Annotated in this window: 20 protein-coding genes, 1 tRNA gene and 1 pseudogene; 13 read left to right on the top strand and 9 right to left on the bottom strand. The window is 69.6% G+C overall.

Annotation, left to right across the window (positions count from 1 at the left end):
* Window positions 1–26: 26 nt before the first annotated feature.
* Complete coding sequence (locus D7Y04_RS09545) at window positions 27–1,592, bottom strand: carboxypeptidase regulatory-like domain-containing protein (protein ID WP_121759024.1); 1,566 nt, start codon at window positions 1,590–1,592, stop codon at window positions 27–29.
* 222 nt (window positions 1,593–1,814) lie between these two features.
* Between D7Y04_RS09545 and mglB the strand changes: the two genes are divergently transcribed.
* From mglB to D7Y04_RS09485, 12 genes are all read left to right on the top strand, one after another.
* Window positions 1,815–2,294: a gliding-motility regulator GTPase-activating protein MglB gene (gene mglB / locus D7Y04_RS09540; RefSeq protein ID WP_002637270.1), complete on the top strand. Its 480-nt coding sequence runs from the start codon at window positions 1,815–1,817 to the stop codon at window positions 2,292–2,294.
* An 11-nt stretch (window positions 2,295–2,305) separates the two neighbouring features.
* A complete protein-coding gene (gene mglA / locus D7Y04_RS09535) occupies window positions 2,306–2,893 on the top strand; it encodes a gliding-motility regulator Ras-like GTPase MglA (protein ID WP_014394794.1) in 588 nt (195 codons plus the stop codon).
* Between the two features lie 108 nt (window positions 2,894–3,001).
* Complete coding sequence (locus tag D7Y04_RS09530; RefSeq protein ID WP_121759023.1) at window positions 3,002–3,796, top strand: dihydrolipoamide acetyltransferase; 795 nt, start codon at window positions 3,002–3,004, stop codon at window positions 3,794–3,796.
* Window positions 3,797–3,809: 13 nt separating this feature from the next.
* Window positions 3,810–6,215, top strand: coding sequence for a tetratricopeptide repeat protein (locus D7Y04_RS09525; RefSeq protein WP_121759022.1), 2,406 nt, complete (start codon window positions 3,810–3,812; stop codon window positions 6,213–6,215).
* 5 nt (window positions 6,216–6,220) lie between these two features.
* Complete coding sequence (locus tag D7Y04_RS09520) at window positions 6,221–9,649, top strand: tetratricopeptide repeat protein (RefSeq protein ID WP_121759021.1); 3,429 nt, start codon at window positions 6,221–6,223, stop codon at window positions 9,647–9,649.
* A complete protein-coding gene (locus D7Y04_RS09515) occupies window positions 9,646–11,019 on the top strand; it encodes a tetratricopeptide repeat protein (protein ID WP_121759020.1) in 1,374 nt (457 codons plus the stop codon). The genes D7Y04_RS09520 and D7Y04_RS09515 overlap by 4 nt, the downstream gene beginning before the upstream one ends.
* 14 nt (window positions 11,020–11,033) lie before the next feature.
* A complete protein-coding gene (locus tag D7Y04_RS09510; RefSeq protein ID WP_120581646.1) occupies window positions 11,034–11,324 on the top strand; it encodes a hypothetical protein in 291 nt (96 codons plus the stop codon).
* Window positions 11,325–11,328: 4 nt separating this feature from the next.
* A complete protein-coding gene (locus D7Y04_RS09505; protein WP_121759019.1) occupies window positions 11,329–12,678 on the top strand; it encodes an AgmX/PglI C-terminal domain-containing protein in 1,350 nt (449 codons plus the stop codon).
* 47 nt (window positions 12,679–12,725) lie between these two features.
* Window positions 12,726–13,172, top strand: coding sequence for a cyclic nucleotide-binding domain-containing protein (locus D7Y04_RS09500; RefSeq protein WP_121759018.1), 447 nt, complete (start codon window positions 12,726–12,728; stop codon window positions 13,170–13,172).
* 117 nt (window positions 13,173–13,289) lie between these two features.
* Window positions 13,290–13,853, top strand: a complete 564-nt coding sequence (locus tag D7Y04_RS09495) for a hypothetical protein (RefSeq protein WP_014394786.1) — start codon at window positions 13,290–13,292, stop codon at window positions 13,851–13,853.
* Between the two features lie 110 nt (window positions 13,854–13,963).
* Window positions 13,964–15,223 carry a hypothetical protein gene (locus tag D7Y04_RS09490; RefSeq protein ID WP_121759017.1) on the top strand — a complete coding sequence of 420 codons (1,260 nt, stop codon included), beginning with the start codon at window positions 13,964–13,966 and terminating at the stop codon, window positions 15,221–15,223.
* 14 nt (window positions 15,224–15,237) lie between these two features.
* Complete coding sequence (locus tag D7Y04_RS09485) at window positions 15,238–15,852, top strand: polysaccharide biosynthesis/export family protein (protein ID WP_120579484.1); 615 nt, start codon at window positions 15,238–15,240, stop codon at window positions 15,850–15,852.
* Here the strand turns inward: D7Y04_RS09485 and D7Y04_RS09480 are convergent.
* The 6 genes from D7Y04_RS09480 to D7Y04_RS09455 form a co-directional block, all read right to left on the bottom strand.
* Window positions 15,849–16,673: an inositol monophosphatase family protein gene (locus tag D7Y04_RS09480; RefSeq protein WP_121759016.1), complete on the bottom strand. Its 825-nt coding sequence runs from the start codon at window positions 16,671–16,673 to the stop codon at window positions 15,849–15,851. The genes D7Y04_RS09485 and D7Y04_RS09480 overlap by 4 nt on opposite strands.
* Before the next feature lie 24 nt (window positions 16,674–16,697).
* On the bottom strand, window positions 16,698–17,276 hold the full coding sequence (locus D7Y04_RS09475; protein WP_121759015.1) for a TlpA disulfide reductase family protein: 579 nt from the start codon (window positions 17,274–17,276) through the stop codon (window positions 16,698–16,700).
* A 3-nt stretch (window positions 17,277–17,279) separates the two neighbouring features.
* Window positions 17,280–18,749: a UDP-N-acetylmuramate:L-alanyl-gamma-D-glutamyl-meso-diaminopimelate ligase gene (mpl, locus tag D7Y04_RS09470; protein ID WP_121759014.1), complete on the bottom strand. Its 1,470-nt coding sequence runs from the start codon at window positions 18,747–18,749 to the stop codon at window positions 17,280–17,282.
* A gap of 12 nt (window positions 18,750–18,761) precedes the next feature.
* Complete coding sequence (locus tag D7Y04_RS09465; protein WP_121759013.1) at window positions 18,762–19,925, bottom strand: serine hydrolase; 1,164 nt, start codon at window positions 19,923–19,925, stop codon at window positions 18,762–18,764.
* A complete protein-coding gene (locus D7Y04_RS09460) occupies window positions 19,922–20,836 on the bottom strand; it encodes an LD-carboxypeptidase (RefSeq protein ID WP_121759012.1) in 915 nt (304 codons plus the stop codon). The genes D7Y04_RS09465 and D7Y04_RS09460 overlap by 4 nt, the downstream gene beginning before the upstream one ends.
* A 114-nt stretch (window positions 20,837–20,950) precedes the next feature.
* Window positions 20,951–22,144, bottom strand: coding sequence for an RsmB/NOP family class I SAM-dependent RNA methyltransferase (locus D7Y04_RS09455; RefSeq protein ID WP_370457090.1), 1,194 nt, complete (start codon window positions 22,142–22,144; stop codon window positions 20,951–20,953).
* 141 nt (window positions 22,145–22,285) lie between these two features.
* Between D7Y04_RS09455 and D7Y04_RS09450 the strand changes: the two genes are divergently transcribed.
* Window positions 22,286–22,358, top strand: a tRNA-Asn gene (locus tag D7Y04_RS09450).
* Window positions 22,359–22,805: 447 nt separating this feature from the next.
* Here D7Y04_RS09450 and D7Y04_RS09445 read toward each other — a convergent pair.
* Together D7Y04_RS09445 and D7Y04_RS46720 are read right to left on the bottom strand one after the other, a co-directional pair.
* Entirely contained in the window at window positions 22,806–23,363 is a 558-nt protein-coding gene (locus D7Y04_RS09445) for an integrase core domain-containing protein (RefSeq protein ID WP_233601335.1), read from the bottom strand.
* A 63-nt stretch (window positions 23,364–23,426) separates the two neighbouring features.
* Window positions 23,427–23,603, bottom strand: a pseudogene (locus tag D7Y04_RS46720) (hypothetical protein); the annotation flags it as partial.
* Between the last annotated feature and the right edge of the window lie 164 nt (window positions 23,604–23,767).

Below are 23,767 nucleotides of genomic sequence, written 5' to 3'. Positions count from 1 at the left end.
GGCGCGTCGCGGCACTGCCGCGCGACTCACCGGCCCCTCGGGAACAAATCAACGTTGAGAATGGCCTGCTCGCCTTCGCGCACGGTGACCATCTTCGTCTGGGTCACGTGCCCGGCCGCGGACAGGGTGATGCGGTACGTGCCGCCACGGACGCGCGCGGTGAAGGTGCCGCTCTTGTCCGTGCGCGTGCGCACCTTCGCCTGGGGAATCGTCACCGTCGCCACCAGCGGCTGGCCGTTGCGCGCGCTGCGCACCTGGCCCACCAGCGTGGCCAGCTCACCCTTGCGGTCCTGCGACAGCACCACCACCAGCTCCGACGTCTGCCCCGCCACCACCACCGCGGCTTCTTCCGTGGCGCGGAAGCCCGGCGCGGACATCGACACGGCCACGGGCCCGGGCTCCAGTCCTTCCAGCAGCAGCTCGCCCGCCTTGTTCGTGCGCAGCTGCGCCTTGCCCGAAACCACCTGCACGTCCGCGACCGGCGCGCTGTCCTTGCCCTGCACCACCTTCACCTTGAGGGAGCCCGTCTTCGGCGCCTTCTTGCGCAGGCGGAGCTGGACCGGCGCACCCTCGGTGGCACCACCGCTGACGGTGGCGACCTCCGTGGCGTCCTCATAGCCGTCCACGCTGGCCTGGGTGGACTGCGCGCCTTCGGGGAGCAGCACCCGCAGCTGCCCCTGCGCGTCCGCGACCAGTTCCTCGCTCGTGCCCGGCGTCTTCAAGGAGGGCACGCGCACGTGCGCGCCCGGAAGCGGTGCGCCCGTCTCCGCGTCCACCACGCTCAGCGCGACGAAGGCCTGACGCGGGCCCACGGGCCGCGACGTCCCGCCCTCGCCGGCCAGTGACACCTCGAAGCCCAGGCCGATGCGGCGCATCCGCTGCTCGGAGCGCAGGCCGCTGGCCTCCAGCTCCATCGTGTCGTGCGCCTGCTGCACATCCAGGAGCACGCGCCCCGTCCAGCCGTCCCGGCGCACCACCGGATACGAGAGCGCCGCAGCCACCACATAGCCGGACGACGACGCCTTCAGCCCATCCGCCGCGTGCGCGGAAATCGTCAGCGGCACTTCGCCCCGTGCCTCCAACTGGAGCTCCGCCGGCAGCGCCACCAGCACCCGACCTGAAATCAGCGCCGCGTGCCGCACGCCCCGCTGCAGCACCGGCGCGTAGGTGAACCCACCGAACAGCGGCAGCTGCGCGAAGCCGTAGCCCGCGCCCAGCTCCAGCCGCACCGGCCCGAGCGTCAATCGCCCGCGAGGCCCCAGCGAACCGCGCACCAGGCTGCCGCCCGTCACGCGCGACGACGCGTCCCGCAGTTCGAAGGCCTCGCGCTGGAGATCCACCTGGCCGCCCAGGTACTCCCCCGCCCAGCCCATCAACGTCAGCGCCACGTCGTTCGGCGTCAGACCGCTGTAGGTGAGCCCGGGCCCTACATCCACCTGCTCACCCTGGCGGGACGACAGGCCGTAGCGGAAGCGCAACGAGGCGCGCTCGGACTCGGGGGCCTGCGCACGGGCGGCCCCGGTACAGGCGAGCGCCAGGACGAGGACGACGAGGCGCGGAAGGATGTCGGTGAGGGGGCTCGGGCGGCGCAAGGCCCGGGAGAGTATAGAGAAGAGGGGCAGGTGTCCCAACCCGCGATGCCGTCATTCCTTCAAGATCGGCGCGGATCACGGCTGGCTTCTTGCTGGAGTGGAACTGCTTTGCTAAGCATGACGGCGGTCGGTAGCGCCTCGTCTAACCTCCGGGATTCACTCCAGAAACATCGGAGCGCCGCCGTGCGCGGGGCGAGCGAACGCTGAGGAGCGCATACGCCCATGGGCACGCAACTGGTGATGTACGAAGAGGAGTTCACCAAGATCAACGCCGTTTGCGACCGGCTTACCAAGGACGCGAACGCGAAGGTGGTCTTCCTCGTCGACAAGAACGGCCAGCTCATCTCCTCGGCCGGCCAGACGCAGAACATCGACACCACGTCGCTTGCGTCGCTGACGGCCGGCAACGTGGCCGCCATGGGCGGTCTGGCGAAGTTGATCGGGGAGAACGAGTTCCCCAACCAGTTCCATGAAGGGGCGAAGGACAGCCTCTACATGACCATCGTGGGCAGCCGCGTGGTGCTGGTCGTCATCTTCGACAACCGCACGAGCCTGGGTCTGGTGCGCTTGCGCATCAAGAAGGCCAGCGACGAGCTGACGAAGATCTTCGAAAGCCTCGTGAAGAAGACCGACAGCCCCGGAGCCGGTTCGCCGTTCGCCGAGATCTCCGACGACGATATCGACAACCTCTTCAGCGAGTAACCCGGGAAGCCATGTCCTTCATCAATTACTCATCCCGCGAAATCAACTGCAAGATTGTCTATTACGGGCCGGGCCTTTGCGGGAAGACGACCAACCTTCAGTACATCTACAACAAGACCGCGGCGGACACGAAGGGCAAGCTGATCTCGCTCTCCACGGAGACGGACCGCACGCTCTTCTTCGACTTCCTGCCGCTGTCGCTCGGTGAGATCCGCGGCTTCAAGACGCGCTTCCACCTCTACACGGTGCCCGGTCAGGTGTTCTACGACGCCAGCCGCAAGCTCATCCTCAAGGGCGTGGACGGCGTGGTGTTCGTCGCCGACAGCCAGATTGAGCGCATGGAAGCCAACATGGAGTCGTTGGAGAACCTGCGCATCAACCTGGCCGAGCAGGGCTACGACCTGAACAAGATTCCGTACGTCGTGCAGTACAACAAGCGCGACCTGCCCAACGCGGTGACCGTGGAAGAGATGCGCAAGGCGCTCAACCCGCGGAACATCCCGGAGTACCAGGCCGTGGCGCCCACGGGCGTGGGCGTGTTCGACACGCTCAAGGCCGTGGCCAAGCTGGTTCTCACCGAGCTGCGCAAGGGCGGTTGACACTCCGCCTGCTGTCCTGCCCGGCGGGCTGGCCCCCACCGGGCAGCCCCCGGCAAACGATGGTATGACCTCGTGCCGTCGGGCAGAGCCGCCTTCCGAGGTCGTACCGTGCGCGTCGCAACCGCCACCCTCCGTCTCCTCGCGCTCCTGAGCGCTGGCCTGCCCGGGCCGGTGCTCGCGCAAGGTGCGTCCCCCTCCCCTGCTTCCCCGCCTCCCGCCGCCGCTGCTTCCCCGGCCGCTGGCACGCCACAGGCCCCCGCCGCGAAGGCACCCGCGGGCGACCAGACGGCGGATGAGGCCTTCACGTCGCGCGTGAAGACGCTGGAGGAGCAGGTCGTCGACCTGAAGGAGAAGATCTACCGCTCCAAGGCGCGCCTGCTGCTGCTCCAGGAGTCGGTGATGGGCGGCGAGCTGTCCACCGGCGCTCGCGCGGTGCTCGTGCACAAGAACGAGATGGGCAACGCGTTCCAGCTGGAGTCGGTGGTGTACGCGCTGGACGGCGCGCCCATCTTCACCCAGGTGGACACGCAGGGAGACCTGAACCGGCACCAGTCGCTGGAGGTCTTCAACGGCCGCATCGTGCCGGGCCAGCACCAGCTCGCGGTGCGCCTCGTCTACCGGGGCAGCGGCTACGGCGTGTTCAGCTACCTGGAAGGCTACAAGTTCAAGGTGCAATCCAGTTACACCTTCAACGCGGAGTCCGGAAAGGTCACCACGGTGAACGTGGTGGGCGTGGAGAAGGGCGGACTCACCACGGACCTCAAGGACCGGCCCGCGGTGCGCTACGACATTGAAGTGGCCAAGGACACGCGCGCGAACCGGCCCGCCGGCCCCGGCTCTGAGCCGGAAGGCGCATCGGGAACGCCCGCCGCGCCGGCCACAACCTCCAGCGAGCTGAAGTAGGGAGCGTCAGGCCGTGACCGCGACGCTGCACGCCCTGGCCCTCGCGCTGTCCCTCGGGGCCGCGCCCGCTCCGGCACCCCAGGCCTCCAAGCCGGGGGCCGCGCTGCCGCCCATGCCCGCGTCGTTGAGCTCGCGTGCGGCTTCGGTGGAAGCGGTGGAGGCGCAGCTGCGCACGGCGGAGCAGTCGCTGCGCTTCGTGGAGACGCAGTTCACGGAGCGCCCCGAGCCCAGCAGCGCCGACTCGCAGCTCAAGCGCTTCTCCGAGGGCGAGGTGTACTCGCTGCTGGGAGACTGGGCCGCCGCGTCCGTCCTCTTCTACGACCTGGTGAGCGACCCGGCCTTCAAGGCGAACCCGCGCTACCCGGAGGCGGTCTTCTATCTGGCGGACGCGCTGTACCAGCAGAAGAACGACATTGGCGCGCGGGTGTACCTGCGCGACGTACTGTCGTTGGACCTGACGCCACAGCGCTACAAGGAGGCGGTGAGCCGCTACCTCGCGGTGGCGGGAAGGCTCCAGCAGTTCGACGGCATCGACGCGTACGTGGAGAAGGCTCGGCAGCTGTCGGGTGGCGTGCTGGCGCCGGACATCGCCTACGTGCACGCGCGCGGCACGTTCAAGCGCCTGGACCTGACGCCTGAGGAGCACCAGCAGCGCTCGCGCGCGCTGTTCGCCCCGCTGGCGCAGAGCCCCGGCGGCTTCCGCGTGCAGGCCGTCTACCACCTGGGCGTCCTGAGCGTGCAGAGCGGGGACTACCCGGCCGCCATCGCGCAGTTCCAGCGCATCGTGGGCACCGGACCGGACACCGTGGTGTCCACCGGCATCGAGGAGGCGGAGGCCCAGCGCTTCCGCGAGCTCGCGTTCCTGTCGTTGGGCCGGCTGATGTACGAGACGGGCCGTTTCGACGAAGCGTTGGACCACTACGGCCAGATTCCGCGCGAGAGCGAGCGCTTCCCGGAGTCGCTGCTGGAGGTCGCGTGGACGTACGTGCGCAAGCAGGACTTCACGCAGGCGAAGAACGCCACGGACATCCTGTTGCTCGTCGCGCCGGACTCGCAGCTCGCTCCCGAGGCGCGCATCCTCCAGGGGCACCTGCTCCAGAAGCTGCGCCAGTACGACGAGGCGCTGGAGACGTATGACGGCGTGGCGCGCATGTTCACGCCCGCGCGCGACAAGGTGGACGCGCTGCTGCGCGTGAATCAGGACCCGGTCGCGTATTTCGACAACCTGCTCGCGCGCAACGAGCGCTCGCTGGACGTGAGCACCCTCCTGCCCCCGCTGGCGCTGAAGTACGCGTCCACGCAGAAGGAGGTCGCGGACGCGGTGCGGATGGTGGGCGACCTGGACAGCGGCCGTCAGGGCGCGGGCGAGGCGAAGGCCATCGCGGAGCGCATCCTGGAGGCGCTGGACGCGCGCGGGCTGGAGGCGTTCCCGGAGCTTCAAGAGGGCTACGTCCGCACGGAGGCCGTGGACACCGCGCTCACAGCAGTGGAGCAGTCCCTGGTGCAGGCGGAGGCCGAGCTGGTGGAGGAGAAGCTGACGCCCGCCGAGCGCGAGAAGCTCCTCGTCGCCCAGGGCGCGCGCGAGGCCCAGAGGCTGCGCTTCGCGGCGCTGCCCACCACCAACAAGGAGCTGGAGGAGCGCCGCCACCGCATGCAGGCGAAGGTGGACGCGGTCGACCGCGAGGCATTCCGAGTGGGCTACGAGTTGCAGAGCCTGCACGCCAACGCCGCCGCCATCCGCAAGTGGGTGGAGGACACGCGCGACGAGCGGCAGGCGGACCCCGCGGAGGAGCGCGAGTTCCTGGTGCAGCTCCAGGCGGAGATCGCCACCCTGAAGGACCTGCAGGCGGAGCTGGACCGCACCCGCGCCCGGCTCGCCAGTGAGCGCCAGTCCACGGACACGTCGCTGGAGGGCGAGGCCGCCATCCGCGCCCGCTACTCCGCCGCGCTCCAGCAGGAGCACGGCGTCCTGCGCGCTGGTGAAGGCCGGCTGTCCGGTGAGGACACGCGCGTGCTGTTGCGCATGCACGCGGTGCGCTCGCGCATCGACTCGTTGCGCGGCCGCGTGGCGGTGGCGCGGGTGGCGCTGCGCTCGCGGTTGGAGTTTCGCGTGAAGTCCATCCGCGACAAGGTGCGCGTGGAGCAGGCGCTGCTCCAGGGCTACGAGCAGGAGGTGGCCGCCGCGTCCGGTGACGCTCGCAACCTGGTGGGCCGCATCGCCTACGAGAGCTTCCGCCGCGTGCGGCAGCAGTTCTACGACCTGGTGCTCAAGGCCGACACCGGCACGGTGGACGTGGCCTTCAGCCGCACGCAGGACAACGCCACGAACATCCAGAAGGTCGCCAAGGAGAAGTCGGACGCACTGCGCGCGCTCGACCTGGAGTTCAAGGACGTCCTGTCGTCGGAAGGGGGGGACTGAAGGCCATGCGCCGCCCTGTCCTCGCCCTCCTCCTGGCCCTCGCGCCGCTGGCCGCTTACGCCGCGAAGGCCAAGGCGCCCAGCCAGGCCTCGAAGAAGGCCTCCAAGCCTTCCGAACCCTCAGGCCCCGCGAAGGCCCAGCCAGCGGCTCCGGCACCGCCCGCGCCCAACACCTCGCGCTACCTGGACGGCCTGGGTCACACGCCCGAACAGGAGAAGCTGCTGCGCGACGTGAGCCGCGCGCTGGAGGCGTACGAGGCGGAGTCGCGCGACTTCCACCGCGAGGTGAAGCAGCTCATCGAGCGGCGCTACCAGCAGAAGCGCTCGGCGCTCAACAACGCCTACGAGAAGACGCTCACCGCGCTGGAGTCACAGGAGCGCACGCAGCGGCTGGACGCCATCGGCCGCTTCGAGGACTTCCTGCGTCGCTACCCGGACGAGCCTCGCGCCACGCCGGACGTGATGTTCCGGCTGGCGGAGCTGTATTACGAGCGCTCCGCGGACGAGCACCAGCTGGCGCGCAAGGACTACGCGGAGCGCGTGCGCACGATGTCCGACGAGGCCATGGCGGACCTGCCGCCGGAGCCGGACGTGGACTTCACGCCGTCCATCGGCCTGTACCGCTCGCTGCTCGCGCGCTTCCCGGACTACAAGCTCAACGACGGCTCCCTGTACCTGCTGGCGTACTGCCTCAACGAGCAGCACAAGGACGAGGAGAGCCTCGCCACCTACCAGCAGCTCACCACGCGCTATCCGAAGAGCCGCTTCGCCACCGACGCGTGGACGCGCATCGGCGAGTACTGGTTCGAGGAGGAGACCGACCCGGAGGCGCTGCGCAAGGCCGCGGAGGCGTACACCGCCGCCACGCGCGACACGGGGCACCGGTTCTACGACAAGGCCCGCTACAAGCTGGCCTGGACGTACTACCGCATGGACTGGTTCGAGGAGTCCGTGGACAGCTTCCTGCTGCTCCTGGACCACTACCAGTCCCACCAGCAGTCCGGCAGCAAGGCGGACGAAGGCGACCTGCGCTCGGAGGCGATCCAGTACATCGCGCTGTCGCTGGCGGACGAGACATGGGGCGGCGTGGCCAAGGCCCGCGACCTCTTCGCGAAGCGCGGCGGCCGGCCCTACGAGCCGGAGGTGTACCGCCGGCTGGGCAACGTCTACTTCGACCAGCTCCGCAACGAGGACGCCATCGCCGCGTATCAGCAGGTGCTGGCCACCGACCCGCTCACCGCGGACGCGCCTCGCCTGCAGCAGCGCATCGTCCAGGCCTACGAGCGCGACCGGCGCATGGACCTGTACGCGCGAGAGTCGGAGAAGCTGGCCAACAGCTACCTGCCCGGCGGCGCCTGGTACGAGAAGAACAAGGACGACCCGAACGCGCTGTCGCACGCGCAGACGCTCGCCGAGCAGAGCCTCTACTCCGCCGCCGCGTACCAGCACCAGCAGGCGCAGGCCTTCCAGAAGGAGGGCAAGGCCGCGGAGGCCAAGAGCACCTACGCCTCCGCCGCGCGCGCGTACGGCACGTACCTGGAGCGCTTCCCGCGCAGCAAGACCGCGTACGCGATGCGCTTCTTCCACGCCGAGACCCTCTTCAACTCGGACGCGTACGGCGCCGCGGCGAAGGAGTACTCGGCCGTCCGCGACTCCAACCAGGACAACACCTACCGCGACGTGTCCGCGCACAACGCGGTGCTCGCCTGGAAGGCGCAGCTGGACGAGGACGTGAAGGCGGGCCGCGTGCCGGAGCGCAAGCCGCTGCGTGCCAGCGAGCGCCCCAAGGACAGCAAGCACGCGCCCGTGGCCCTGGCGGAGACGGAGGCCGCGCTCGTGAAGGCGTCCGACGCGTACGTGGCGCTGCTGCCGAAGGAAGAGGCCGCGCCGGGCATCGCCTACCAGGCCGCGGAGCTGTTCTACACGCACGACGACTTCGCCCAGGCCCGCCCCCGCTTCGAGCGCGTGGTGCAGGCGTACCCGCGCAACCCGGTGGCCGGCTACGCCACCAACCTCATCATCGAGTCCTTCCTCGTCGACCAGGACTGGAAGAGCGTGGAGGAGGTCAGCGCGCGGCTCGCCAGCAACGCGCAGGTGGTGGATCCGACCAGTGAGCAGTACCGCGAGCTGATGAAGTTCAAGCTCGCCGGCCGCTTCAACCTGGCGGATCAGCTGGCCTCGCAGAAGCGCTACGACGAGGCGGCGAAGAAGTACCTCCAACTGGTGGAGGAGGCCCCCCGCCACGAGTTCGCGGACAAGGCGCTCAACAACGCGGCGGTGGCCTATGAGGAACTGCGCCGCTTCGACTCCGCGATGAAGCTCTACGAGCGCATCTACCGCGACTATCCGAAGTCGCCGTGGGCGCACACCGCGCTGTTCCGCGTGGCCCTCAACGCGCAGAAGTCCTATGACTTCGACAAGGCCGTCACCAGCTACCAGAAGCTGGTGAAGGACTACCCGAAGGCCGAGGAGCGTGAGGCCGCGCTCTTCAACGCGGCGTCGCTGCTCGAAGGACAGCAGCGCTACGCGGAGGCCGCCGCTGCCTTCCAGCGCTGCGTGGAGCTGTATCCCCACGGGAAGAACGCGCCGGAGAACCAGTACCGCGCGGCCCGCATCCTGGAGAAGTCGGGCGACACCCGGGGCGAAATCAATGCGCTGGAGGCCTTCGTCCGCAAGTTCGCCAGCAAGGCGGATCAGGTGGAGCTGGTGGTGGACGCCAAGCGCCGCCTGGGTGACGCCTGGAAGAAGCGTGGCAACGCGAAGGAGGCCGAGCGCGCGTACGCCGCCGCAGCGGATGACTTCGACCGCCGCAAACTGAAGCCGGATGCGCAGCTGCGCGCCGCGGAAGCCGCCGCCTACAGCCGCTTCCAACTGGCCGAGCTGGAGTTCCAGCGCTTCGACGCGCTGAAGCTCAGCGGATCCGGCAAGGCGCTGGAGAAGAGCTTCACGAAGAAGACCGAAGCCGTGAAGGCGGTGGACGCCGCGTATGCCAAGGTGCTGCCGTACAAGCAGCTGGAGTGGTCGCTGGCGTCGTTCTACCGGCGCGGCTACGCCCTGGAGCGCTTCGCCGTCACGCTGCTGGACGCGCCGGTGCCTCCGGAAGTGAAGCGCCTGGGGGACGACGCGGTGCTGACGTACCAGGACATGCTCACGCAGCGGACCGTGGCGCTGGAGGACCGCGCAGTGGAGAGCTACGCCGCCACGCTCAAGGAGGCGCGCAACAACCGCGTCTCCAACGAGTGGACGCGCCGCACGCTGGAGTCCCTCAACCGCTTCCGCCCCAAGGAGTACCCCGTCCTCAAGGAGGCCCGGGGCGCGCTCGCGTCGGAGGCCGTGTATCCGGATGGCCTGCTGGGCAGCCTCGCCGCGCCGTCCGCGCCCGCGCGCGCCGACCTGGACAAGGCGACCCGGCTGACGGAAGGGGGCACGCCATGAACGCGGGCCGCAAGTTCGCGCTCACCGGGCTCGTGCTCTGGCTGTCCGCCTGCGCCTCCGGTCCGGAGACGCGCAAGGACTCGAAGCTCACCGGGCCGGAAGGCGGGCCCGTCACGGCCATCAGCACGTCCCCGAAGCCCGGCGAAGCGAAGTCTGGAGACGCGAAGTCTGGAGACGCGAAGCCCCAGGCGAAGGAGCCGGCGCCGGTCGCGAAGTCGCTCGCCGGCCCGGAGCGGGACTTCACCAGCGCGGTGGAGGTCGCCCGGCGCGGTGAGCTGACCATCGCGGAGGCCGCGCTCAAGGCCCTGTTGGAGAAGTCCCCGAAGCTGGGCCCCGCGTGGACGAACCTGGGCATCGTGCAGGAGCGCCAGGGCCGCTTCCCGGACGCGGAGCGCTCCTACCGTCAGGCGCTGGTGCTGGACGCGGACCAGGAGGCCGCGTGGGACTGCCTGGTGCGGCTGGCGGCGCGCACGGGCCGCGCGGCGTCGCTGGAGGCGGAGCTGCGCGAGGCGCTGACGAAGCAGGACTCAGTGGCGCGGCGCACTGCGCTGGCGCTGAACCTCCTGCTGCAGAAGAAGCACCCCGCCGCTGTCGCCGAGGCCCGCCGCGCGCTCCAGGTCAGCGAGCAGCACGTGCCCGCCATGCAGGTGCTCGCGCAGGTGTACGCCCGCGAAGGCAAGTACGAGCTGGCCTCCATGGTGCTGGGCAACGCGCTCGCCATCGACTCGCAGGACGCGGCCACCCTCAACGCCCTGGGCCTGGTGCACCTGGGTCTCAAGGAGCGCCCCCTGGCGCTGGAGCGCTTCCGCCAGGCCATCGCGCTCCGGCCGGACTTCGCCGAGGCGCGCAACAACCTGGGCACCCTGCTCAACCAGGGCGAGGACTACTCCGGCGCCCGCGTGGAGCTGGAAGCCGCCGTGAAGGCCGCGCCGGACTTCGCCGCCGCCCACCTCAACCTGGGCAACGCGTACCGCGGCGAAGGGGACTTCCCCCGCGCCCTGGCGGAGTACGAGCGCGTGCTCCAACTCCAGCCCGACACGAAGGACGTGTACTTCAACCTGGCCCTGCTCCACCTGGACCTGGAGCCCGCCGGAATGGACGCCCTGGAGCGACTCCAGAAGGCCACGTCCTTCCTGGAGCAGTACAAGTCCAAGGGCGGCACCGACGAGCGCACGGCGCAGTACCTCAAGGACGCGCAGAAGGGCATCGACCGGGAGACCCGCCGCCGCGAGCGCGAGCGCAAGGAAGGCCTGAAGAAGGCCGCCGAAGCCGCGAAGGCCCCCGAGGCAAACCCGACCCCCGCCTCGCCCCCCGGGCCCCCTGCCACGCGGCCGGGCGCCTCGGGTAAGGTGTCCAAGGACGTCCAGTAGCCCGACCTTCCGCCATGCGCCCCGCCCTCCTCCTGCTGCTCGTCGCCGTCTCCGGTCCGTCCTGGGCGGAGGACTCCGCGTCCACGAAGAAGGCGGCGAACGGCGCGACGCCAGCGCCCCAGGCTCCGGCGGCGAAGAAGCCGGCCAAGGCCATCCGCCTGGAGGCCATCAAGGTCGAGGGGCGCATCCAGAAGCCGGAAGCCTTCTATTTCCTCGACCGCTCCAAGCCGAGCTTCGACGACCTGAACCGCACGGAGAGCTTCGTGCCCAAGGTGGTCCAGAGCGTGCAGCAGGACCCGTTCTAGATCCATGGCCCTTCAAACCCGCCCCAAGTTGCTGCGCGTCGGCGTCATCCAGGACGGGCGCATCGTCGAAGAGCACCACCTGCTCCACGACTCCGTCACCATTGGCGATGACGCCCGCAACACCATCGTCATGCCCCCGTCCGAGGCGCGCCCGCCGCGCTTCAAGGTGCTGGAGAACCGCGGCCAGCAGTTCCACCTCATCATCGATGAGCACATGCAGGGCCGCATCAACCTGGGCTCGTCGGACGTGGACTTCGACGCGCTCCGGGACCAGGGGCTCGCCACCCGCCGAGCGGACGATACCTTCGACCTGCCGCTGCAGGAGAGCGCCCGCGGCAAGGTGGACCTGCCGGACGCCACGCTCTTCTTCCACTTCATCCCCGCGCCCGCACCGGGTTCCAAGCCCGCCCTCCCCCCGGAGCTGAAGGCCAGCACGTGGCGCACGGTGGACCGCGTCTTCTTCGGCATCCTGCTGACGATGCTGGTGCTCTACGTGCTGAGCGTCGCGCTCATCATCGCCCAGCCCGCGCCGGTGGAGGCGGAGGTGGAGCTGGACCAGTTGGAAGACCGCTTCGTGCGCGCCATCATTCCGCCCCAGCCCGCCAAGAAGGAGGAGCCCAAGGAGACGGTCGCGACCGGGGAGAAGAAGCCGGAAGAGGAGAAGACCGCTCCGAAGAAGACGCCCACCCCCGCTTCGCCGTCCGCTCCCGCCAACAGCGCGGAGCGCCGGCAGCAGGTCGAGGCAAGGGTCGCCGGCACCGGCCTCCTCAAGCTGCTGGGCGGCAAGGGCCCCGGCGGCGGAGACGCCATCGCGGACGTGCTCGGGAACTCCGGCAGCGGCGCCAACGTGGCGGATGCGCTCGCGGGCGCGACAGCGGGTGGCGCGCTCACGGCGGGCTCTGGCGGCGGCAACGGCATCGCCAATCCGCAGGGAGACACCGGCGGCAAGATGGCGGGCATCGGCGCCACGCAGACGTCCGGCGCGGGCACCGTGAACACCGGCCAGAAGCAGGTCGTCAAGGTGCCCCAGGTCGTGGACTCGGTGCCGGAAGTGGACAGCTCCGAGGTCAAGCCCAAGGACCTGGCCCGCTTCATCCAGAGCCGGAAGGCCTCCATCCAGCGCTGCTACGAGAACGGGCTCAAGCGCGACCCCACCCTCAAGGGCAGGGTGATGGTCCGCTTCGACCTGACGCCACAAGGCCGCGCCAGCAACGTGGAGGTGGAGGAATCCACCCTGCGCTCCGACGAGGTCATCAACTGCATCAAGACCACCATGCGCGCCTGGACGTTCCCTTTCAAACCGAGTGACGACGTCCCCGTCAGCTACCCGTTCATCTTCTCGCCAGGGGAATAGGCTCGACCGTCCGGACCTTCCGGGGTCACCGGACCCGCGGGGAGCACATGGAGAAGCTGGCAGTCATCGCCACATCCCCTCTCTTCGAGATGCTGGCCCCCGCCGAGCTCGCTCGGCTGGCGGAGCTGGCACGGCTGTACCGCTACGCGCACGGCGAGGTGGTGTTCGAAGAGGGCGACCTGGGTGACAGCCTCTTCGTCATCGTGCGCGGCCAGGTGGAGGTGGTGCGCCGGGGTGCGAGCAACGAGGTGAAGCCCCTCACCGTCCTGGGCCCGCCGGAGTTCTTCGGGGAGATGGGCCTCATCGACAAGGACCACCGCTCCGCCACCGTGCGCGCCCTGGGCGAAGTGGAGCTGCTCCAGCTCACCGCGCAGGATTTACGGACCTTCCGGCTGGCGCACGCGGACGGCTTCACCTTCATCGTCGTGAACATCGCGCGCAGCCTGTCCGCCCGCCTGCGCGAGGCCAACGCCCGCCTGGCCCCCCAGGACTGACTCCAGAGCCGAAAAGCCGGACTCCGGGGCGATGGGGCATTGCGTTGACACCCCTCCCCCTCACTCCTAGGCTCGACTCTCGCAGCTTGGGAAGGGCCGGAAGGACTCGTGAGGCGCATGCGCACCCTGGGAATGCTCGCCGTCGTGGGAGGACTCGTCACCTCCGGGATGGCGCTGGCGCAGTCGCCCGCGTCGCCGCCGCGCCCCGCTCCGCCCGCGCTGGACAAGGCCGGTGACGTGCCGGACAGCCAGAAGCTGGAGCGCAGCACGCAGGCCCTGGGCGGCATGCGGGAGTCGCTCCGCCAGGTGTTCGAGAAGGTCGAGGAGGCGCGGCGTACCAAGGACGTGGTGAAGCTCAACTGCGCCAACGAGAAGCTGACGCAAATCAAAGGCCTCCTGCGCATCTCCGAGCAGGCGGACGTGGCCCTCCAGGAGGCCGTCAGCAAGAGCGAAGCGGCGCCCGGCGAGCACGAGTTCACCAAGGTGATGATCGCCCAGCAGAAGGTGGGCCAGCTTCGCTCGGAGGCCGAGGAGTGCATCGGCCAGCTCGCCTTCCGCACCGACGAGAACCTCTTCGTGGAGGTGGAGGAGCCGGACAACCTTCCCGGTGGTGACCCCACGCGGCCCCCGCCGCCGCCAGACCTGGTGGTCCGTCCCCCGCCCGCGAGCCCTGTGGACTGAGTGGCTGGCTTCCGCCCACCTGCCACGGTCCCGGCCCTGGACCGTTTGTTCCGGCACGGGAACGTGCGTGCTATGCCCCCCGTCTCACCGCGTGGAGCCCGTCTGACACCATGAAGCAGCCTGGGACATTCCGTCTGGCCCTTGGGGCCCTGGCGCTCGCGGCGCTCCTGCCGCTGACGGCGTCGGCGCAGGCCTTCGTGGGCGGGCGGCCTCCGGGTGGCAATGGCCTCAAGGTGGGCAACGGGCGGCTGCACCCGACGCTGGAGCTGGAGACGCGGCTGGACAGCGGCGTGGGCTACTTCCGCGAAGCGGGCACCGGCCCCCTGTCCCCGGACCTGTCCGGAGAGCTGGCGCTGCACGTGCGCCCCGGGCTGATGCTGGACGTGCCGTCCCCCAAGCTGGCCGTCGCGCTGCGCGGCAACCTGGACTACGTGGCCTACACGGGCCTGCTCACGGCGGGCTCGGGCGCGGCGTCTCACCTGGAGGGCGCGGCGGACCTGGCGCTGCGGTTCAACCAGGAGAGCGAGCTGTCTTTTGAGGTCGGCGACGAGCTGACGCGCTCGGACCGCACGCGCACGGCGGCGCTGGGCGCGGGCATCCTCAGCCTCTTCAACGAGGCGCGCGTGAAGGCGCAGTGGAAGCCCGGCGGCGGCGCGCTGGAAGTCACCCCTGCGCTGGCGTACGCGATGGAGTTCTTCGAGCCCCTGGGCGGCATGACGCCCATCGGTTGCACCGACGCCGCGTGTGATCCGCTCGCCGCCAGCCAGTTCAACTACGGCAACCTGCGCCTGGGCGCGGAAGGCCGCTGGCGCTTCCTGCCCAAGACGGCGGTGGTGGTGGACACGGGCCTGCAGTACCGGGGCTACTTCAACGACACGACCACGCCCAGCGCGGCCATCCTGCACGCCATGGCGGGCGTGTCCGGCCTGATCTCCCCGCGCATTACCCTGACGGCGAAGGCCGGCTGGAGCCAGAACCTGGGCTCGGGCGGCGGCGGCACCGTGGTGGGCCAGGTGGAGGGCACGTACCTCGTGGGCCCGTCGCTCACGGTGAAGGGCGGCTACCTGCGCGCCTTCCAACCGGTGGCCGCCTACGGCACCTTCCGCGACGACCGCGTCTACGCGGAAGGACGCACCGTGATGGGCAGCAAGCTCGCGCTGCACGCCACGGGCGCGCTGGACTTCCTCTCCTTCGCGGGCGGCCGCGGCGACACGCTGGTGACGCTGGACCTGGGGCCCGAGTATCAAATCCGCCCGTGGCTGGTGGGCGCGGTGGGCTACATGCTGGGCACCCGCTCCTCGTCGCTGGGCGCCGCTGGCCTCAACTACACCCGCCACGAAGGCTACGCGCGGGTGTCCGTCTCCTACTGAGGCCTTCCGCGCCCATGCGTTCCTCGCGGCTCTGCTTCATCCTGCCGGTCCTCCTCGCGGTGCTGTCCGCGTGTCACGCGGACACGCGCCCGCCGCCCCCTCCGCCCACGCCCGCATCGTCCGCGGAGGCCGCGGCGACGTCTGGCGGCAACCTGGGCCCCGGTGACGTGGTGGAGGTGCGCGTCTTCCAGGAGCCCGAGCACTCCGGCACCTGGCGCGTGTCGCCGGAAGGCACCATCGACTATCCGCTGTGCGGCAAGGTGTCGCTGTCCGGCCTCACCGCCAGCGCCGCGGCGGACGCGCTGCGCGACTGCCTGGCGCGCTACCTGCGCCGCCCGCAGGTGTCCGTGCTGGTGCGGGAGTACAACTCGCAGAAGATCTTCGTCTTCGGGGAAGTGCAGAAGCCCGGCACCTTCCCCGTCACCGGCGAGGTGTCCATCATCCAGGCGATTACGCTGGCCGGTGGCTTCACCAAGCTGGCGGCGAAGAACAACACGCTCGTCACGCGCGTGGTGGACGGGCAGGAGCGCAAGATTCGCGTGCCCGTGGAGGACATTGGCGTGGGCCGCGAGCGCAACTTCCTGCTCCAGGCCGGCGACATCGTCTTCGTGCCGGAGAGCTTCTTCTAGTCGCGCGACGTCCAGCCGATTTCATCCAGGAAGCGCTTCGCCTGGGTCATGAGCTGGGGCGCCAGGTTCGCGCCGCTCGCCAGCACGTCGCCCTTGAGCACGTCGAAGGGCCGCCCGTCGATGTGCACGATGACGCCGCCGGCTTCCGCCACCAGCAGGCCGCCCGCGGCGATGTCCCAGGGCTTGAGGCCGAACTCGAAGTAGCCGTCGAAGCGGCCGGCCGCGACGTACGCCAGGTCCAGCGCGGCGCTGCCGGTGCGGCGCATGCCCTGCGCCAGGAGGATGAGCTGGCTGAAGAGGCCCACGGGCAGGTCCGGGCGCTCGCGCACGTCGTAGGGGAAGCCCGTGCACAGCAGCGCCCGCTCCAGCGTGGCCGTGGGGCTGGCCTTCAGGGGCACGCCGTTGAGCGTGGCGCCCTCCCCCTTCGCGGCGGAGAAGAGCTCGTCGCGCATGGGGTCGTAGACGGCGCCCGCGACAGTGCCCTCCGGGCCCTCCACCGCCACGCTGACGCAGAAGTGCGGCACCTGGTGCGAGTAGTTGGTGGTGCCGTCCAGCGGATCCACCACCCAGCGGAACGTGTCGCTGCCCTGCGTGGCGCCGCTCTCCTCCGCGAGGATGGCGTGGCGAGGGTAACGCTGCCGCAGGAAGTCCAGCAGCGCGGCCTCGGAGGCGCGGTCCGCGTCCGTCACGAGGTCGATGCCGCCCTTGAACTCGATGGTGCGGTGCTGCGGGAAGCGCTCGCGGAGGATGCGTCCGGCCATGCGGGCGCCCTCCTCCGCGGTGCGGCGCAGCGCGGCGGGCGTTTCCGGTTCGTGGGCCATGGATGCGTTTCCCTCGGGTGCGCTCTAGGAGGCGGGCTCGGCGAGCAGCTGCTCGATTTCCGTCTGGAACTTCTGGAGGAACTCCTCGGCGAAGCCCTCGTGCACGTGGCGGATGACGCCCTTGCGATCAATGAGGAAGGTGGTGGGCATCAGCCGCACCTTCAGCAGGCGCTCGGACACCAGCGCGTTGGCGTCCAGGAGGATGGGCAGCTCCACCTTCGCCTCCTCCAGGAAGGGAGGAATGGCGCGCACGTCCTCGTCCACGTTGAGGGCGTAGGCCTTGAAGCCGCGCGAGCCGTACTCCTTCTGCAGCTGCGCGTACATGGGCAGCGCGTCCTTGCAGGGCTCGCACCACGTGGCCCACACGTCCAAGAGGACGACCTGCCCGCGGTCGCTCTTCAAGTCGTACGGGCTGTTGTCCGGGTAGCGCTTCACCTGGAAGACCAGCGGTTGGCCCGCCTTATTCGACGACTCCAGTGCGGAGCTGCTGGAGCGCGGCCCGTCACCGGTGCGGTCCGTGAGCGCGGGCAACGGCGTGGGCGCCGCGGAGCAACCCAGGGCGAACGCCAGGGCACCCAGCGAGAGGAGGAATGGACGGCGCATGGCTCAGGTCCCCTTCCCCGCCCGGGACTTCAGGGCGGTGAGCAACTTGTCGATGAAGCCTCCGAAGGCGCCGTTGCTCATGACGAGCAGCACGTCACCGGACTTCGCCTCGGAAGCGACGCGGTCCACCAGCGTTTGCACGTCGGTGGCGCCGTCCGCGGCGATGCCCTGGCCCTTGAGCGCTTCGATGAGTTTGGGGACGTTGAGCTCCTCGCCCTCGGGAACCTTGTCGTGGCGCTCGGGCACCTTGAGGCTGGCGCGCGTGGCGCCGGGGAACGCGTGCGCGTAGTCCTCCTGGTGGATGTTGCGGCGGCTGGTGTTGGAGCGCGGCTCGAAGATGGCCCACAGGCGCCGGTCCGGGTAACGGTGGTGGATGGCTGCGATGGTCTCGCGTACGGCGGTGGGGTGGTGCGCGAAGTCGTCCACCACGAGCACGCCGTCCACCTCCGCGCGCACCTCCTGCCGGCGCTTCACGCCCTGGAAGGTGGACAGGCCCTGCTGGATTTCAGCGAAGGTGAGGCCCAGGCCACGCGCGGCGGCGATGACCGCGAGCGCGTTCTCCACGTTGTGCGCGCCGGACATCGGCAGCGTCACGGTGCCCAGGTCCTGGCCCTTCTCCACGATGTTGAAGCGAGCGCCCTCCGGACCGAAGGCGAGGTTCTTCGGCGTGTAGTCCGCGTCCGCGCCTTCCTTCGCCACGTAGGTGCTGACGGGCGCAATGCCTTCACGCGCGATGCGCACGGCGTTGGGGTACGCGGCGCAGACGACCAACTGGCCGTCCTTCGGCACCAGGCGCACGAACTTCTCGAACGTGGCCTCGTAGTGGGGCAGGTCGCGGAAGATGTCCGCGTGGTCGAACTCCACGCTGGTGACGATGGCGGTGCGCGGGCGGTAGTGGAGGAACTTGGAGCCCTTGTCCCAGTAGGCGGTGTCGTACTCGTCGCCTTCGACGACGAAGTGCGGGCCCTTCCCCACGCGGTAGTTGCCCGAGTAGTTCTGGGTGACGCCGCCCACGAGGAAGCTGGGGTCCTTGCCCGCGGCCACCAGCACGTGGGCCATCAGCGAAGATGTCGTCGTCTTGCCGTGCGTGCCGGCGACGACGACGGAGTGCGAGCGGTCCAGGAAGAGCGAGCCCAGCGCCGCGGGGAAGGACATCTGCTTGAGGCCCCGCTCTCGCACGGCGGTGGCCTCCGGATTCACCCGGCGGATGACGTTGCCGATGATGACCAGGTCCGGCTTCGCCGAGTCCAGGTTGGCGGGCGAGTACGGGCTGCTGGCGGGGATGCCCCACGTGCGGAGCATGTCGCTCATGGGCGGGTAGACATTCTCGTCGCTGCCGGTGACGTCGTAGCCGGCGGCCTTGAGCATGCCGGCGAAGGAGCCCATGCCCGTGCCGGCCACGCCCACCAGGTGGATGCGGCGCACGGACTGAGGGTCGAGTGAGTCGAGGACGTTGCCGTTGTCGTCAGCCATGCTGCGGTTTCCTCAGGGGAGGACGTGAAGGTCGAGCGCCTCCACGACGAGCTCGTGGAAGGCGGGGCGGAAGTCGCGGATGCGCAGGTCCTGACGGCCCTGGGCCACGCGGTTGGTGATGAGCGCGACGACGAGCGACCGCCTCAGGTCCACCCAGAGGCTGGTGCCGGTGAAGCCCAGGTGGCCCACCGCGCCCGGAGGCGTGTCGCCAATGAATCGGCCCGCGCTGGAATGGCCCTTCGACGGAGAGTCGAAGCCCATGGAGCGGGTGCTGCCCGCGACCAGCGGGTCGGTGGCGAGCGCGCGGTGCCACAAGGGCCCCGGAGCAATCGCGGCGTGCGTGCCCGCGGCGCCCTCCAGCACGGCCTGTCCGAAGCGGGCCACGTCCACTGCGGTGCCGAAGAGGCCCGCGTGTCCCGCGACGCCGTCCAGCACCCAGGCGTTGTCGTCATCCACCTCCGCGGGGCGGGACGGCTGCGATGGCACGTCCTTCCACAGCGACTCCTGGCCGGGAGCGGGTTCGCGCGGGCGCATGGCGCCGGTGGGCGCGGTGGCGCCGTCGGCGGGGAAGTCTGAGAGGCGGTGGAAGCGGGCCTTCAGTTCCAGCGGCTCCGCGACGTGGCGGTGGAAGAGCACGTCCAGCGGGGCACCACCGGCGCGGGCGAGGATGTCGCCCAGGAGGATGAAGCCCACGTCGCTGTACACGGACTTCGTGCCCACGGGCGCGTCGAGCGGCGTGGCGGCGGCGGCGTGGAGGACGTCCGCATGGACCTGCGCGCGGACGGAGGCAGGGCAGCCGGCGTCGAGCAGCTCCGGGTGGGCCTTGAGGGCGTCCGCGAAGAACGGGACGAAGGCGGGCAGACCGGAGCGGTGGTAGAGCAGATCCGCGACGGTGACGCCCGCATCGCCTGCGGGCGAGCCGGGGAAGTAGCGGGACACGAGCGTGTCCGGGCCCACCTTGCCCTCGGTCCACAGGCGCAGGAAGAGCGCGGTGGTGGAGAGGGCCTTGGTGAGGGACGCGAGGTCGAAGCGCGTATCGCCCGTCACCTTGCCGGCGACGCCGCCAAAGACCTGCACGCCCTTGTGGAGCACCACGGCCTGGGCGGAGGGGAAGATGCCCAGCTCCACGCCGTCATCGAGCACGGCCTGGAGGTTGGCGATGGGGTGCTGGCTCATCCGAGGCTCACCGCGCCTTCAAGGAACGTGAGGCGAGCGGCGTCCGCGTCCAGGCGCACGTGGGTGCCCAGGGCCACGGGGTAGTTGATGGCGCCATGGCCAATGGGGAAGCCCGCGGCGCAGGGCAGCTTCGCGTCGCGCGCCAGCTCACGGAGCACGTCCGCGCTGGAGTAGTTCGCGTCCTTCTCCTCGCAGGCGGTGAAGTCACCCAGGACGATGCCGCGCACACGGGAGAAGACACCGGCGAGCCGCAGATGGGTCCACATGCGGTCGATGCGGTAGGGGCGCTCGGTGACGTCCTCCAGGAGGAGCACGGCGCCGTCGAGCGGAGGCATGTACGGAGTGCCCAGGAGCCGGGAGAAGACAGACAGGTTGCCGCCCACGAGGGTGCCCTCGGCGGTGCCGGAAACGTAGGTGGCGTTGCCGTTGAGGGGCGGCGGGGCCTCCGCGGATTCGAGCAGGCGGAAGAAGTAGTCGTGGACCTGGGTGGACTGGCGGCCCAGCTGCGTGAGCACGGGCGCGTGGATGGAGACGCGGTGCAGGGCCTGGAGCGCGCAGTGAATGGACGTCAGGTCGGAGAAGCCGGTGAAGGCGACCGGGCCGGCCTTGTCGATGGGCAACTCCGGCAACAGGCGAGAGCTGCCATAGCCACCCCGAGCGCAGAAGATGGCGCGGGAGGCGCGGTCGAGGAACGCGTGTGACAGCTCCTCCTGGCGGCGGGCGTCATCCCCGGCGAGGTAGCGGTGCGAGGCGCCGATATCGGGCCGGACCACCGGGGAGTAGCGCTCGGAGAGGATGCGCAGGCCGGCCTCGAAGGGAGCCTGTTCGAAGGGGCCCGCGGGGGCGACGACTTGCACCGTGTCGCGGGGACGGAGCGGAAGGGGCTTGAGCCAACGCACGCAGCGCTTCATAGCACCCGGTGCGAGGGGGAAATGGTGTTTCAGGGAGCCTGGGGCCCGAAGCGTTGAGTACCGCAGGACGGAGGAACGAGGCCCCGTGGAGCGCTCGTCCGCCCGCTGGCCGCCCTACCCCACCGTGCTGCGTTCGAGCACCGCCGCGAAGAACCCATCCGTGCCGTGCCGGTGCGGGGTGACGAAGAGAAACCCGTCCTGGAGGCACGCGTCCGGAAGCCAGCCAGCGCCCGGAGTGACGGCCCGGAAGTCAGGGCGGGAGCGGAGGAAGTCCGCGACCACGTCCTGGTTCTCCGCGCGGTTGACGGTGCAGGTCGCGTAGACGACCCGGCCACCGGGACGCACCACGTCCGCGGCGCGGGCCAGGATGTCGCGCTGGACGGCGATGTACCGGGTGAGCGAGTCCGGGGTGAGCCGGAAGCGGAGATCCGGGCCCCGGCGCAGAGAGCCCAGCTCGGAACAGGGCGCGTCCGCGAGGACACGGTCGGCGTTGAGGCCCGGTGACGGAGGCGTCCGGAGCACCTGCACGCGGGTGAGCCCGGCCCGGGAGGCACGCTGCTGGAGCCGGTCCAACCGTTCCGCATCCGGGTCATAGGCAAGCAGCCGGCCGGAGTCCTTCATGGCCGCGCCCAGTTGGAGCGTCTTGCCCCCTGCCCCTGCGCAAAGGTCGAGCACGGTCTCCCCGGGCTGGGCCTCCACGAGGAGTCCCAGGAGCTGGCTGCCCTCGTCCTGGACCTCGAACAGGCCCTCACGGAGGGAAGGCAGGGCGTAGAGGTTCGGCCGGGGCCCGTCGACCTGAAGAGCCAGCGGGCTCCAGGAGCCAGGGAGGGTCGCAACGCCCTCGGAGGCCAGGCGCGCGGCCAGGTCCTCACGGGAGATGCGGGCCGGATTCACCCGGAGCGTGATGGGGCCCGGGACGTTGAGGTGGGCGCAGAAGTCCTCCGCCTCCGGCCCCAACTCACGGGCGAAGTGGTCCGCGAGCCAGTCCGGCAGCGAGGCCCTGAGCGCCAGCGACGGGGGCGTTCCGGAGCGCAGTGGCACGGGTGCCGGAAGCCCCGCCCACGACGCGGCGTCCGAAGCGGGAACGCCCACGAGCCCATGCAGGAGCGCGAAGAGGAGCTGGGAGGGCGACGGATCCGGCGAGTCCAGGAGGAACCCCAGGCGACGGCGCCAGAGGCCCACGTTGAAGACGGCCTCCTTCAGCGCCTGGCGCCCCTCACGTGACAGGTCGCGGTGGGCACGCAGGGTCCGGTCGAGGACGCGCTCGGCGGGGTCGCCCGACAGGACGCGAGCAAGCGCCTCGGACACCACGGCGCTCAGTCCCTGGAGAGCGGACCAGGGCTGCGGGGTAAGCCGGGAGATCGGATCGAACAGGACAGTTGACAGGGCAGGCTCGGTTCTTTAGAAGTCGCATCCGTCACGGCAACGCACCGCCGCGACGGGACATATTCCCCGATAGCTCAGCTGGTAGAGCGGGTGACTGTTAATCACCATGTCCGTGGTTCGAGTCCACGTCGGGGAGCTACTTGAAGGGCTCTACCAACTGGTAGGGCCCTTTTTGTTTAACACGGGCCTCGCGATGACATCGCGGGGCCTTCGTGCTTAAGCCGCTGAATCCCAAGGGATTCTGGCTCGCGGTGCTGAAGAGGGCCCTCTCGGCTCTCAACCCCGCAGAGCGAGATGCCCCCTCTCCTCCGACGCCGATTGGGCTCTCCGGACCGCTGTGCCTACCCAAAATTCAGTCGCTGCGTCATGAGTGCGTCAAAACGCGCGTCATGACGTGAGCGATTCGCATGACGAGCCGCTGGGTCCTCCCTTCCGTTTGACAGAGGTCGGAATTACGCCCGGTGCAGACGCCTCAACACCTCGCGCTGCCTGCGTGTGGGCACTCCCCGCCCCTCCTGCGAACGCAGGTAGCTTGGTGCAGCACGCGCGGGTCTACGAGGGTGTTCTTGGAAGGACCGAGACTCTACGCAGCGCGGCGCTCGTACCGGTGGTGGAGCCCAAAGACTTCCCGTAGCTCTATCACCTTGGCTCCGTGCTCCGGGCCCTGCACCTCACGCGTATCGGGCGCATCTTTCCCGAGCGACAGGTGCGTCCGGCTCGCATTGTAGTAGCGCTGGTACTCGCGCAGCAGGCGCCGAGCGTGGGCTTCGTTCAGGACGACGACATGGTCCAGCAGCTCCCTACGTATCGAGCCGATGACTCTCTCCGCATAGGGATTCTGCCACGGACACCGTGCTGCACTCGGCACCTCGCGAATCCCCAAATGGGTAAGCGTGGCGCGAACGCCCTCGGAGTAGAGCTTGTCCCTATCTCGGTGCAAGTACCTCGGAGCACTGGTCCAGGGAAAGGCTTCTCGCAACTGCTGCTTCGTCCATTCCTCCGTCGGGTGCGCTGTCACATTGAGGTGGAGAATTCGCCTGTCTCGGTGACCAACAACCACAAATCCCAACAGCACTCCAAACGTCGCAGTCGGAATGGCAAAGAAGTCCACCCCTGCGGACTCCGCCAGATGCAAGCGCAAGAAGCTCCGCCATGTTGGTGATGGTTTCGGCGCTCCCCTTCTCGGTCTGGGCATGTAACGAGCGACCGTTGTCTGGCCTACCTCCATCCCCAACTTCAGTAACTCCCCGTGAATGCGCGGGGCGCCCCATGTTGGGTTGGCTTCGGCCATGCGCCGAATCAACGTCCTCAGCTCCAGGGTTGCCCGAGGACGTCCCACCCGACTTCGGGACTTCCAGCGCCAAAAGAGCCGAAAGCCCATCCGATGCCACTTCACTACCGTCGCCGGCTGCACCAAGTACAGTGGACGCCGCCATCCCTGCCAGAAGCGCTGGAGAAATACCCAGAAGAGGCGATCGCCCCGTGCAAGCCTCGGTGATGGGCGCTTCTCGCGAAAGACCGCGAGTTGCTGGCGAAGAGCCAAAT

Origin of the sequence: Corallococcus sp. AB038B, from assembly GCF_003668955.1 — a bacterium.
In the GTDB taxonomy this organism is placed as follows: domain Bacteria; phylum Myxococcota; class Myxococcia; order Myxococcales; family Myxococcaceae; genus Corallococcus; species Corallococcus exiguus.
Note: the sequence above shows the minus strand (reverse complement) of the source record. Positions and strands in the feature narration are given on the sequence as shown.